Here is a 12,786-nt window from a genome sequence, read left to right on the forward strand (position 1 = left end):
ACGCGAAAGAAGGCCCCCCAATGAGCGCATCGGACGCCACCCCCACCCCCACCCCCTCGCCCTCACCCTCGCCCTCGCCCTCGCCCTCGCCCTCGCCCTCGCCCTCGCCCACGTTCAAGGACGTGGCCACCACCGCTGCCTCCCCCGTCGTCTCCGTGAAGCCGGTCCCGCTGGACGTACCGGGCCGGGGCGAGGCACTGCGGGTGAGGGTCTCCGCGCCGACCACCGGAAGCGTGCTGCCCGTCGTCCTCCTCTCGCACGGCTTCGGCTCGTCGCTGGACGGATACGGGCCCCTGGCGGACCACTGGGCAGCGCACGGCTTCGTGGTCATCCAGCCCACCCACCTCGACTCCAGGACGGTGGGCCTTCCCCAGGACGACCCCCGTACGCCGCGGATCTGGCGCTCCCGCGTCGAGGACATGACGTACGTCCTGGACCGGCTCGAACTGCTGGAAGCCGCCGTCCCGGGTCTCGGCGGGCGCGTCGACCACAGCCGTATCGCCGTGGCCGGGCACTCCTTCGGCGGTCAGACGGTGGGCAATCTGCTGGGCCTGCGCGTTCTCGATCCGGTGAGCAGGACGGAGGAGGACCTGTCCGACTCACGCATCAGGGCGGGTGTGCTGCTCGCCACGGCCGGAACCGGCGGGGCCGACCTGACCCCGTTCGCCGCCGAGCACTTCCCCTTCATGAACCCGAGCTTCGCCCACATGACCACGCCGGCTCTCGTCGTCGTCGGGGACCAGGACGACTCCCCGCTGTCCACGAGGGGACCGGCATGGATGGCCGACCCGTACGTCCTGAGCCCCGGCGACAAGAGTCTGCTCACGCTGTTCGGGGCAGAGCACTCGCTCGGCGGGATCGCGGGTTACGAGGTCCGGGAGACCACGGACGAGAGCCCCGAGCGCGTCGCCCTGATCCAGCGGGTCACCCTGGCCTACCTCCGCCATGCCCTCGGCATCGGGAGCGCAGAGTGGACATCGGCGCGGGAGGCCCTGTCGGGGAGCGCCTCCCCCATCGGCCGGATCGAATCCAGGAGCTAGTCACTCCTGGGCCGCGGTGGCCGTCAGGAATCCGCGTACGTACCCGGCCACCGTGTCCAGGTGGCTCTCGAGCAGGAAGTGTCCACCCCCGCGGACCAGGTGGATCTCCGCATCCGGCAGGTCCCTCGCGAAGGCACGTGCTCCGGCCGGGCCGAAGATCTCGTCGCCCGCGCCCCAGACCGCGAGCAGCGGAACCTGGCGTTCCCTGAAGTAGGCGTGCACCCGGGGGTAGAGGGGCCGGTTGCCCGCGTAGTCGCGGAACAGGGCCAGCTGCACCAGGTCGTTGCCCGGCCGGTTGACCTCGCGGTGGTCGGCGGCCCAGGTGTCGGGGTCGACCAGCTCGGGCCGGTCCACTCCGTGCAGGTACTGCCAACGGATGGCGTCGAGTGAGAGCGCGGCGCGGACGGCGGGCTCGGTCGCGGGGCCCGGATTCTCGCAGTACGCCCATACGGGCTTCCAGAAATCCGGTACGAAGCCGTCCTCGTAGGCGTTGCCGTTCTGGGTGATCACGGCGGTGACCGCGTCCGGGGCGCGCAGGGCGAGCCGCCAGCCGATGGGGGCGCCGTAGTCCTGAACGTACAGGGCGTAGCGCGTGACGCCGAGCTGGTCCAGCAGAGCCTCGGTGATGTCGGTCAGGGAGTCGAAGGTGTAGGTGAACGCGTCCACGGGCGGGGCTTCGGAGTTGCCGAAGCCGAGGTGGTCAGGGGCGATGACGTGAAATCGGTCCGCCAGCGCCGGAATGAGGTGGCGGAACATACGTGAGCTGGAGGGGAATCCGTGCAGGAGGACGAGCGTGGGCGCCTCACGGGATCCCGCCTCGCGGTAGAAGACGCGGTGTCCCCGCACGGTCGCGTACCGGTGATGGACCTCAACCATGACTAACTCCCTCAGAGCCTTTTGGTGGTTATCGCTCGACGTCCAGTAGATGCCTCCTGGAGTAACCTGTCAAACAATCCGATGCAGTTAGACGGGAGAAGGTGGGGACCATGCTGGACGACCAGGCCCTGATGCAGGCGCTGAACAGCACTCCTGTCGTGGATGGCCGATGCCAGGACCTGTGGGCCGACGATCACGAGGTGACCCGGTGGGCGCGGGAGCACGGGGGAACCGGCGGCGAGGAGGAGAGCCGGTGGCTGCGAACGGCCCGGGACGCGCTCCAGGCAGTGGAGTCGGGTGCGGCGGTGCCGGCACCGGCACCGGCACCGGAATCAGGGACGGTATCGGCATCGGCATCCACGGAGCCCGGTCTGCGTCACGTCCTCGCAGACGTCCGCAAGGTCCCCCGGCCCACGGCCTCGGGTATCGGGTGGCAGCTGGAGGCGGAGCCGGAGCGCAGGCTCGCCGTGGAGCTCGTGCTCGCTTGGGCGGACGTCAAGGAGCAGATGCCCGGCCGGCTACGGCCGTGCGGGAACCCTGAATGCCGGCTCTTCCTCCTGGACCGCAGTCGCGCCAACACCGCGCGGTGGTGCTCGATGAAGACCTGCGGGAACCGGCTCAAGGCCCGCAGGCACCAGGCCCGGGTACGGGAGACCCCGAGTCCCGAGTGACTGCCCGCGGGCCCCGGCGGCTCAGGCGGCGGCGGTGGGCGCGTCGAAGTAGTGGCCCTTCTCCAGGTCTTCGAGAAGCCCCGGGCCGGTCGGCCGCCAGTCCAGCAGTTCGCCGGTGAGGGCGTGCGACGCCGGGGCGTCGAGGCCGACGAAGGCGCTCAGCCAGGAGAAGTGCTCCGCCGCGTCCGCCGGGGGGACGGACGCCACCGGGATGTCGAGCCGGCGGCCGATCACCCCGGCGACATCGCGGAGTGCGACGCCCTCCTCCGCGACCCCGTGCAGCACCGAACCCGCGGGGGCCTTCTCGGCCGCCAGCCTGAACAGCCGCGCGGCGTCGAGGCGGTGCACGGCCGGCCAGCGGTTGGCGCCGTCGCCGACGTAGCCCGAGGTGCCCCGGGTGCGGGCGATGGCGACCAGGGCCGCCATGAAGCCGTTGTCCCCCTCGCCGTGGCAGGTCGGGGAGAGCCGCACCACGGACGAGCGGATGTCGCGCGAGGCCATGGCGATCGCCGCCTGGGCGGTCGCACCCCGCGTCGAGGCCGGCGAGCCGTCGAGCGTGGGCACGTCCCGCTCGGTCGCCACCCGCCCCGGGGCGAGCCCGGCGACACCCGAGGCGAGGACGAAGGGGCGGCCGGTGCCGGCCAGCGCGTCCCCGAAGGCGTCCACGGCCCGGCGGTCGGCCTCCGCCGCACCCTGGAAGTCCCCCGTGAAGGCGAGGTCGTGCTTGAAAGCGAGATGGATCACCCCGTCCGAAGCGGCGGCCGCGTCCCGCAGGACGTCGAGGTCGTCGACGGTTCCGCGGACCACATCGGCGCCGGCCTCGGTGAGCGCGTCGGCCGAGGAGTCGGAGCGGGCCAGGCCCACCACCTGATGCCCGGCGTCGATGAGCTCGGGGACGACCGCGGAGCCGATCCAGCCGGACGCGCCGGTCACGAAGATACGCATGGAAACTCCAGAACTGTCGAGTTGGTCGAGGTACCAGCCGTCGGCGTACCGGCTGTCGCGGTACAGCGATGGCAGTGACTGACATCGACAGTAACACCCGACGACAGTCACTGCCATCGCGTAGAATCGCCGCATGGGTAGATGGGAGCCGAACGCGCGCGGGCGCCTGGCGGAAGCGGCGTTGGAGCTCTACAGCGAGCGAGGCTTCGAGCAGACCACCGTGGCGGAGATCGCCAAGCGGGCCGGGCTCACCGAGCGGACCTACTTCAGGCACTACGCCGACAAGCGCGAGGTGCTCTTCGGCGGCTCCCAGCTCCAGGACCTGCTGGTCGGGGTGGTCGCCGGTGTTCCGGAGTCCACGGCGCCGATCGACGCGCTCGCGGTGGGCCTGGGCGCGCTGTCGGAGATGTTCGACGACCGTCGTGCGTACGCGCGCAAGCGGCAGGCCGTGATCGTGGCGAACGCGGAGCTCCAGGAGCGCGAGCTGATCAAGCTCGCTTCGCTGTCGGCCGCCCTCGCGGACACCCTGCGCCGGCGCGGCGTACCGGAGCCGGCCGCGAGCCTCACCGCCGAAGCGGGGATCGCCGTCTTCAAGGTCGGCTTCGAGCGATGGCTCTCGGCGTCCGACGACCGGTCCATGGCACCGCTGATGCGGGAACTGCTGGACGAGCTCAAGGCCGTGACGGCGGGCTGGAACGGCTCGTAGGTCTCCCCGGTCGCGGAGCGCCCGAGACGCCGATCGCCGATCGCGAAGCGCCGAGCCGCTCACGCGTCGAAGTGCAGGTCCCTGGTCACACGGTCCGCCGATGCCAGCAGGCTCGCCCTGACCTGGCTGGTCCGGTACATCCGGTCCGCCCGGAAGGAGACGCCGAGCGAGCCGACCGTGCTGCCCCGGTAGACCGGCACCGCGATGCAGACCGTACCGAGGTCGTACTCCTCCCGGTCCATGACCATCGGCGCCGGCAGTGAGGATTCGAGCTGGCGGATCAGGTCCTCGCGATGCGTGATCGTGCGGCAGGTGAGGTCGGGCAGGCTGTGCCGCGAGAGGTATTCGCCACGCGCCTCGTCGTCCAGTTCACGCAGGACGCACTTGCCGAGTGCCGTGGCGTGCCCGGCGTCCTCGAACCCCACCCAGAGGTCGACCCTCGGTGTCTGCCGGCTGTCGACGATCTCGGCGATCCTGATCTCACCCTCCTCGTAGAAGGTGAGATAGGCCGCGGCCGAGAGATCGTCGCGCAGTGAGGCCAGGGCGGGGCGCACCCGGCCGGCCAGGTCCCGCTCGCCGTGGACGCCGTGCGGCACGTCGCCGAGGACGAAACTCCCGTCCTCGAGCCGGCGCAGATGTCCGTCCCGGGTGAGGGCCCGCAGCAGCTCCATGGCCGTGTCGAGAGGCAGCCCCGCGAGGTGCGCCAGCTCGTTCGCGGGTGCGCCGCCCGCGTGCACGGTCACGGCTTCCATCAGGCGGATCGCGTGCTGGACAGAAGCAATCTGCGTGTGGCCCGTTCGGTCACCCATCCCACAAGCGTGGACCCGTGGGCGGGACCCGGCAAGGCAGGACCGTGGCCCACCGGCGGGGCCTCACCGGCCGTGAGGCCCCCACCGACCCGGGTACGGGTCAGTCCTCGCCCTCCAGGTCGCCCTCGGACTCCAGGAACACCTGGCGCAGCGCTTCGAGCACCGCCGGGTCCGGCTTCTCCCACATGCCCCGGGACTCCGCCTCCAGGAGGCGTTCCGCGATGCCGTGGAGGGCCCAGGGGTTGGCCTGCTGGAGGAACTCGCGGTTCGTCGGGTCCAGGACGTACGTCTCGGTCAGCTTGTCGTACATCCAGTCCGCGACCACGCCGGTCGTCGCGTCGTACCCGAAGAGGTAGTCGACCGTGGCGGCGAGCTCGAAGGCACCCTTGTAACCGTGGCGGCGCATCGCCTCGATCCACTTCGGGTTGACCACCCGGGCGCGGAACACCCGGGACGTCTCCTCGACCAGGGTGCGGGTGCGGACCGTCTCGGGGCGGGTCGAGTCCCCGATGTACGCCTCGGGGGCGGTGCCCTTCAGCGCGCGTACGGTCGCGACCATGCCGCCGTGGTACTGGAAGTAGTCGTCGGAGTCCGCGATGTCGTGCTCACGGGTGTCGGTGTTCTTCGCCGCCACCGCGATCCGCTTGTACGCGGTCTCCATCTCGTCCCGGGCCGGGCGTCCGTCCAGCTCGCGGCCGTAGGCGTAGCCGCCCCACACCGTGTAGACCTCGGCGAGATCGGCGTCCGTGCGCCAGTCGCGGGAGTCGATGAGCTGGAGCAGCCCGGCGCCGTACGTCCCCGGCCTGGAGCCGAAGATACGGGTGGTGGCCCGCCGCTCGTCCCCGTGTTCGGCCAGGTCGGCCTGGGTGTGGGCGCGTACGAAGTTCCGCTCGGCTGGCTCGTCGAGCGAGGCCGCCAGGCGTACGGCGTCGTCGAGCAGGCCGATGGTGTGCGGGAAGGCGTCGCGGAAGAAGCCGGAGATGCGCAGCGTGACGTCGATGCGCGGGCGGCCCAGTTCCTCGTACGGGATCGACTCCAGGCCGGTCACTCGGCGGGAGGCGTCGTCCCAGACGGGGCGCACGCCGAGCAGGGCGAACGCCTCCGCGATGTCGTCGCCCGCGGTGCGCATCGCGCTGGTGCCCCACAGGGACAGGCCGACGGAGGTGGGCCAGTCGCCGTTGTCGGCGCGGTAGCGCTCCAGGAGCGAGTCGGCGAGTGCCTGGCCGGTCTCCCACGCGAGGCGGGAGGGCACGGCCTTCGGGTCGACGGAGTAGAAGTTACGGCCGGTCGGCAGGACGTTGACCAGGCCGCGCAGCGGGGATCCGGACGGGCCGGCCGGGACGAAGCCGCCGCTCAGCGCGTGCACCGCGTGGTCCAGCTCGTCGGTCGTCGCGGCGAGGCGGGGCACGACCTCGCGGGCGGCGAAGTCGAGGATGTCGGCGACGGCCCGGGGATGCCCCTCGGCCACACCGGCGACGGCCGCCGGATCCCAGTCGGCGTCGTCCATGGCCTGGACGAGCGCGCGGGCCTGCTCCTCGACCGTGTCGGCGGCGGTGCGGGTGGCGGCCGACTCGTCGAGGCCGAGCGCCTCGCGCAGGCCGGGCAGCGAAGCCGTGCCGCCCCAGATCTGCCGGGCGCGCAGCACGGCGAGCACCAGGTTGACGCGGTCCTTGCCGGCCGGGGCCGCGCCCAGGACGTGCAGTCCGTCACGGATCTGGACGTCCTTGATCTCACAGAGCCAGCCGTCGAGATGCATGATGAACTCGTCGAAGCCCTCGTCCTCGGGGCGGCCTTCGATGCCCAGGTCGTGGTCGAGCTTCGCGGCCTGGATGAGCGTCCAGATCTGGGCGCGGACGGCCGGCAGCTTGGCCGGGTCCATGGCGGCGATCTGGGCGTGCTCGTCCAGGAGTTGTTCGAGGCGGGCGATGTCGCCGTAGCTGTCGGCGCGGGCCATCGGCGGCACCAGATGGTCCACCAGGGTGGCGTGCACACGACGCTTGGCCTGGGTGCCCTCGCCGGGGTCGTTGACCAGGAACGGGTAGACGAGCGGGAGGTCACCCAGCGCGGCGTCGGGGCCGCAGGCGGCGGACAGGCCCGCGTTCTTCCCGGGCAGCCACTCCAGATTGCCGTGCTTGCCGAGGTGGATCATCGCGTCGGCGCCGAAGCCGTTGTCGTCGGCGGACGCGGCGATCCAGCGGTAGGCGGCGAGGTAGTGGTGCGAGGGCGGCAGATCGGGGTCGTGGTAGATCGCGATCGGGTTCTCGCCGAAGCCGCGCGGCGGCTGGATGAGGATCAGCAGATTGCCGCGGCGCAGCGCCGCCAGCACGATGTCGCCCTCGGGGTTGCGGGACCGGTCGAGGAACATCTCGCCGGGCGCGGGGCCCCAGTGCTCCTCGACCGCCTCACGGAGTTCGGCGGGCAGCGTGGCGAACCAGCGGCGGTAGTCGGCGGCGGGGATACGGACCGGATTCCGGGCCAGCTGCTCCTCGGTCAGCCACTCCTGGTCGTGGCCACCGGCCTCGATGAGCGCGTAGATCAGCTCGTCGCCGTCGCCTGAGACCAGGCCCGGGATGTCTTCCTCAGGGCCGAAGTCGTAGCCCTCGGCGCGCAGGCGGCGCAGCAGGGCGACGGCGCTGGCGGGGGTGTCGAGGCCGACCGCGTTGCCGATGCGGGAGTGCTTCGTCGGGTACGCGGACAGGACGAGCGCGATCCGCTTGTCGGCGGCCGGGATGTGACGGAGCCTCGCGTGCCGTACGGCGATCCCGGCGACCCGGGCTGCCCGCTCGGGGTCGGCGACGTACGCGGGCAGACCGTCCTCGTCGATCTCCTTGAAGGAGAACGGGACAGTGATCAGACGGCCGTCGAACTCGGGCACGGCGATCTGGGTGGCTGCGTCGAGCGGCGAGACACCCTCGTCGTTCTCCTCCCAGGCGGCGCGCGGGCTGGTGAGGCAGAGCGCCTGGAGGACGGGTACGTCGAGGCCGGTGAGGGCGCCCGCGTCCCAGGACTCGTCGTCGCCGCCCGCGGACGCCGTGGCGGGCTTGGTTCCGCCCGCGGCGAGGACGGTGGTCACGATGGCGTCGACGGACCGGAGTTCGTCGATGAGCTCGGGCTCGGGGGTGCGCAGCGAGGCGACGTACAGCGGGAGGGGGCGGGCGCCCGCGTCCTCCACGGCGGTGCAGAGCGCGTCGATGAACGCGGTGTTGCCGCTCATGTGGTGGGCGCGGTAGTAGAGCACCGCGACCGTCGGGCCCGTGACATCGCGGGCGGTCCGCTCCAGCGGACCCCACGCGGGGGCCGGGGCGGGCGGCTCGAAGCCGTGGCCGGTGAGCAGCACGGTGTCGGAGAGGAAGCGGGCCAGCTGCTCCAGGTTGGCGGGGCCGCCGTGCGCGAGGTAGGCGTGCGCCTCGGCCGCGATGCCGATGGGCACGGTGGAGGCCGCCATCAGCTGGGCGTCGGGGGCCTGTTCACCGGTCAGTACGACGACGGGCCGGCCGGTGGCGAGCACCTGGTCGAGGCCCTCCTGCCAGGCGCGTACGCCACCGAGGAGGCGGACGACGACCAGGTCGGTGCCGTCCAGGAGCTGCGGAAGGTCATCGGGGCCGAGCCGGGAAGGGTTGGCGTAGCGGTAGCTGACCGGGCCCTGGGAGGCGCGGGCGCTCAGCAGGTCGGTGTCGGACGTCGACAGGAGCAGGATCATGCGGCGTCAGCCCTTCCCCGGGGTGTCCACGCCCCAGGCAGTTGTCCGATTGGGATCTCCCCTGCTCGGGCGGAGCCGAGAGCGTGGGGAAAGGAGTTCCTGACTCGCACGGCCTCAGGGGGCCGGGCTCACAGTGGCGGGACCGCGCCGGAATCTCACCGGGCTTCCTCCATGTCACCTTTTGGTGATGACGGCCCGAACGGACCGCCGCTAGGCATAGTAGGCGGCAGGTGGGGGGTCCTGACCAGACGGCCCCCCGCTCCGACCGGCACGGCAGCGGCTGTCCGGTTAGGTCACGTACGAACGCGGCACCAGATGTCCGGCGGGCCACGGACCGGCGCGGCACCGGGTGTCCGGCGGGCCACGGACCAGGCCACCGACCGGCACGGCGCCGGGTGTCCGGTAGGTCACAGTGACGGCAGGGCCCCGCCACGGTCACGGTCGGTATGCTCGCCGCCATGCCCGCCTCCCCCCTCACGACCTCGTCCGAGGCCGTCACGTCCCGGTCCACGGGCGACGCATGTGCCCGGAGCAGCGGTGACGCCTGCCCCGGCGCGCTGCGTCTGCACCGGGCGGACGACGGGGCGCTGGCGCGGATCCGCATACCCGGCGGAGTGCTGACATCCCGCCGTGCGGCGGCGCTGGGGCAGGCCGCCGAGCGTTTCGGTGACGGTGAGTTGCATCTCACCTCCCGTGGCAACGTGCAGCTGCGCGGGCTCGCCCCTGAGTGCGGTGCCGAGCTGGCCGGGCTGCTCGACGAGGCCGGGCTGCTGCCCTCCGCCCGCCATGAGCGCGTACGCAATGTGGTCGCGTCCCCGCTCTCCGGGCTCGACGGCCTCGGGGCCCTCGACATCCGCCCCTGGCTGACCGGCCTTGACCGCCTTCTGTGCGGAAGTGAGAGCGCGACTGCGCTCTCCGGACGCTTTCTGTTCGCGCTCGACGACGGCCGCGGTGACGTGGACGCTCTCGGCGCCGACCTCACCCTGCGCGGCGACGCCGGCGGCGCCCTGCTGCGCGTCGGGGACGGCGACGCCGTACACCGCGTCCCCTCCCCCGACGCCCCCCGCGCCGCGCTGCTCGCCGCCGAAGCCTTCCTCGACGCGGCCCGCGGCAGCGGCGCCTGGCGGATCAGGGACCTGCCCGACAGCGGGGCGGCGCTGCCCTCCGAGGTCGAGCGCCGGCTGCGCAGGGCAGGCGTCACCGTGACCCCGGGCCACCTCCCCCGCCCCCTCGAAGCACTGCACCCGGCCCCGGGCCCCGTCCCCGGCGGCACCCACGAGACCGCGCTGTCCGTCGGCGTACCGCTGGGGCGGCTGGACCTGGCGCAGTGGCGGCTGCTGTCGAGCGCCGGGGAGCTGCGCCTCACCCCCTGGCGCGGAGCCGTGGTCACCGGGATCGCGCCCGGCCGTACGGAGGACCTGCTCACCGCCCTCTCGGAGTCCGGCCTGATCACCGGGCCAGGCTCCCCCTGGGCGGGTGTCGGAGCCTGTATCGGACAGCCAGGCTGCGCGAAGTCGCTGGCAGACGTACGGGCCGATGCGGGGGCCGCCGTCGGACCGGCCGGCCGGCTGCCTGTGTACTGGTCCGGGTGCGAACGCCGCTGCGGCCACCCCCACGGGGAGTGGATCGACGTGGTCGCGACCCCCGAGGGACACCGGATCTCCCATGTACGGAGGGACCGGGCAGCCGAGACGACGACGGTCCTGGCCGGCGACCCGGCCGCGCTCGCCGCCGCCGTGGCGGCAGCCAGGGGCCCACGCACCTGACCACCACGCATCACCCCGCACGCATCACCCCCGCGCGCATCACCCGAAGTTCGAAGACGAAAGCGACAGCACTGTGCATCAGTACGAGAAGGACGGACCGGCGATCTACCGCCAGTCCTTCGCGACCATCCGCGCGGAGGCGGACCTGGCAGGGCTGCCCGCCGATGTGAGCCAGGTCGCCGTCCGCATGATCCACGCCTGCGGCATGGTCGACCTCGTACGCGATCTCGCCTTCTCACCGGACGCGGTGGCCGACGCCCGTGCGGCCCTGCGCTCCGGCGCTCCGATCCTGTGCGACGTGGCCATGGTCGCCAGTGGTGTCACCCGTAAGCGGCTGCCCGCGGACAACGACGTGATCTGCACCCTGTCCGACCCGACCGTCCCCGCTCTGGCCGCGAAGCTCGGCACCACGCGCAGCGCCGCCGCGCTCGAACTGTGGCGGGACCGGATGGAGGGCGCCGTCGTCGCCGTCGGCAACGCGCCCACCGCCCTCTTCCGGCTGCTGGAGATGATCGAGGAGGGCGCCCCCCGCCCCGCCGCCGTCATCGGGGTGCCCGTCGGTTTCATCGGGGCCGCCGAGTCCAAGGAGGCCCTGGCCACCCACCCTTCGGGACTTGAGCACCTCGTCGTACGGGGCAGGCGCGGTGGCAGCGCCATGGCCGCCGCCGCCCTCAACGCCATCGCCAGCGAGGAGGAGTGAGCGTGCCCGAGCAGCAGCGCACCGAGGGCGCCGGGCGGCTGTACGGCGTCGGGCTCGGCCCGGGTGATCCGGCCCTGATGACCGTGCGGGCCGTCCAGATCATCGGTGAGGCCGACGTCGTCGCCTACCACTCCGCCCGGCACGGGCGCTCCATCGCCCGCTCGATCGCGGAGCGGTACATCCGCCCCGACCACATCGAGGAGGCGCTGGTCTACCCGGTCACGACGGAGACCACCGACCATCCGGGCGGTTACCGGGGCGCGCTGGACGCGTTCTACGCCGAGGCTGCCGCCCGTCTCGCGGTGCACCTGGACGCCGGACGCACCGTCGCCGTGCTCGCCGAGGGCGACCCGCTCTTCTACGGCTCGTACCAGCACATGCACAAGCGGCTCGCCGACCGGTACGACACCGAGGTCATCCCCGGTGTCACCTCGGTCAGCGCCGCCGCCGCGCGCTTGGGCACCCCGCTCGTCGAGGCCGAGGAGGTGCTGACGATCCTGCCGGGCACCCTGCCCGAGGAGGAGCTGACAGCGCGTCTGGCGGCCACCGACTCGGCCGTGGTGATGAAGCTCGGGCGGACGTTCCCCGCCGTGCGCCGCGCGTTCGAGGCGTCCGGGCGGCTGCCCGAGGCGCGGTACGTCGAGCGGGCCACCATGGCCGGGGAGCGGACCGGCGAACTCGCGGACACCGACCCCGACTCCGTGCCGTACTTCGCGGTCGCCGTGCTGCCCAGCCGGATCGACGCGGTCCGTCCCTCGCCCGCCGCGGCCCCGGGTTCCGGCGAGGTCGTCGTGGTCGGCACCGGTCCTGCCGGGCCGCTGTGGCTGACGCCCGAGACCCGCGGCGCGCTGGCCGCCGCCGACGACCTGGTCGGCTACACGACGTATCTGGACCGGGTGCCGGTGCGGCCGGGCCAGCGGCGCCACGGCTCCGACAACAAGGTCGAGTCGGAGCGCGCCGAATTCGCCCTGGACCTGGCACGCCGTGGCCGCCGTGTGGCCGTGGTGTCCGGGGGCGATCCCGGGGTCTTCGCGATGGCGACGGCCGTGCTGGAAGTGGCCTCGCAGGACGCGTACACGGACATCGAGGTGCGGGTGCTTCCCGGGGTGACCGCGGCCAACGCCGCCGCCGCCAAAGCCGGTGCGCCGCTGGGCCACGACTACGCCACCCTCTCCCTCTCGGACCGGCTCAAGCCGTGGGAGGTCATCGCCGAACGGCTGCGCGCCGCCGCCACGGCGGACCTCGTCATGGCGTTGTACAACCCCGGCTCCCGCAGCCGGACATGGCAGGTCGGCAAGGCCCGTGACCTGCTCCTCGAACACCGCTCCCCGGACACCCCCGTGGTGCTCGGCCGCGATGTCGGGGGGCCCGCGGAGAGCGTGCGGACGGTGCGGCTTGCCGATCTGGATCCGGACGAGGTGGACATGCGGACGATCCTCATCGTCGGTTCCTCGCAGACACGGTGGGTGCGCCGGGGCGACGGACGGCAGATCGTCTGGACACCCCGCCGCTACCCGGAGGGCTGAGGGGCGGCCACCGGTATGCGGACCCGCTGTCGGACCCCCGTGCCACG

At 72.6% G+C, this 12,786-nt stretch carries 10 protein-coding genes and 1 riboswitch; of the genes, 6 read left to right on the forward strand and 4 right to left on the reverse strand.

Annotated elements, in window-relative coordinates; translation table 11 throughout:
• Positions 1–20: 20 nt before the first annotated feature.
• A complete protein-coding gene (locus OG623_RS16425; protein WP_406147319.1) occupies positions 21–1,040 on the forward strand; it encodes an alpha/beta hydrolase family protein in 1,020 nt (339 codons plus the stop codon).
• Here the strand turns inward: OG623_RS16425 and OG623_RS16430 are convergent, their stop codons facing one another.
• Positions 1,041–1,916 carry an alpha/beta fold hydrolase gene (locus OG623_RS16430; protein ID WP_406147320.1) on the reverse strand — a complete coding sequence of 292 codons (876 nt, stop codon included), beginning with the start codon at positions 1,914–1,916 and terminating at the stop codon, positions 1,041–1,043.
• 110 nt (positions 1,917–2,026) lie between these two features.
• Here OG623_RS16430 and OG623_RS16435 point away from each other — a divergent pair, with 110 nt between their 5' ends.
• Positions 2,027–2,587 carry a CGNR zinc finger domain-containing protein gene (locus OG623_RS16435; RefSeq protein ID WP_406147321.1) on the forward strand — a complete coding sequence of 187 codons (561 nt, stop codon included), beginning with the start codon at positions 2,027–2,029 and terminating at the stop codon, positions 2,585–2,587.
• Positions 2,588–2,608: 21 nt separating this feature from the next.
• Here the strand turns inward: OG623_RS16435 and OG623_RS16440 are convergent, their stop codons facing one another.
• The gene (locus OG623_RS16440; protein ID WP_406147322.1) at positions 2,609–3,532 is read right to left on the reverse strand and encodes an SDR family oxidoreductase; all 924 of its coding nucleotides are present in this window, start codon (positions 3,530–3,532) and stop codon (positions 2,609–2,611) included.
• A 133-nt stretch (positions 3,533–3,665) separates the two neighbouring features.
• On the opposite strand from OG623_RS16440, the gene OG623_RS16445 reads away from it, so the two are divergent.
• The gene (locus tag OG623_RS16445) at positions 3,666–4,238 is read left to right on the forward strand and encodes a TetR/AcrR family transcriptional regulator (protein ID WP_406147323.1); all 573 of its coding nucleotides are present in this window, start codon (positions 3,666–3,668) and stop codon (positions 4,236–4,238) included.
• 59 nt (positions 4,239–4,297) lie between these two features.
• Here OG623_RS16445 and OG623_RS16450 read toward each other — a convergent pair whose 3' ends face one another.
• Together OG623_RS16450 and cobN are read right to left on the reverse strand one after the other, a co-directional pair.
• Positions 4,298–5,047, reverse strand: a complete 750-nt coding sequence (locus OG623_RS16450) for an IclR family transcriptional regulator (protein ID WP_406147324.1) — start codon at positions 5,045–5,047, stop codon at positions 4,298–4,300.
• Positions 5,048–5,147: 100 nt separating this feature from the next.
• Positions 5,148–8,747 carry a cobaltochelatase subunit CobN gene (cobN, locus tag OG623_RS16455; protein WP_406147325.1) on the reverse strand — a complete coding sequence of 1,200 codons (3,600 nt, stop codon included), beginning with the start codon at positions 8,745–8,747 and terminating at the stop codon, positions 5,148–5,150.
• A gap of 69 nt (positions 8,748–8,816) precedes the next feature.
• A riboswitch (cobalamin riboswitch) is annotated at positions 8,817–8,961 on the reverse strand.
• Between the two features lie 232 nt (positions 8,962–9,193).
• Here cobN and cobG point away from each other — a divergent pair.
• From cobG to OG623_RS16470, 3 genes are all read left to right on the forward strand, one after another.
• Positions 9,194–10,513, forward strand: a complete 1,320-nt coding sequence (gene cobG, locus OG623_RS16460) for a precorrin-3B synthase (RefSeq protein ID WP_406147326.1) — start codon at positions 9,194–9,196, stop codon at positions 10,511–10,513.
• A gap of 73 nt (positions 10,514–10,586) precedes the next feature.
• On the forward strand, positions 10,587–11,213 hold the full coding sequence (locus tag OG623_RS16465) for a precorrin-8X methylmutase (RefSeq protein WP_406147327.1): 627 nt from the start codon (positions 10,587–10,589) through the stop codon (positions 11,211–11,213).
• On the forward strand, positions 11,210–12,739 hold the full coding sequence (locus OG623_RS16470) for a precorrin-2 C(20)-methyltransferase (RefSeq protein WP_406147328.1): 1,530 nt from the start codon (positions 11,210–11,212) through the stop codon (positions 12,737–12,739). The genes OG623_RS16465 and OG623_RS16470 overlap by 4 nt, the downstream gene beginning before the upstream one ends.
• The last annotated feature ends 47 nt before the right edge of the window (positions 12,740–12,786 follow it).

Origin of the sequence: Streptomyces sp. NBC_01012, from assembly GCF_045162755.1 — a bacterium.
In the GTDB taxonomy this organism is placed as follows: domain Bacteria; phylum Actinomycetota; class Actinomycetes; order Streptomycetales; family Streptomycetaceae; genus Streptomyces.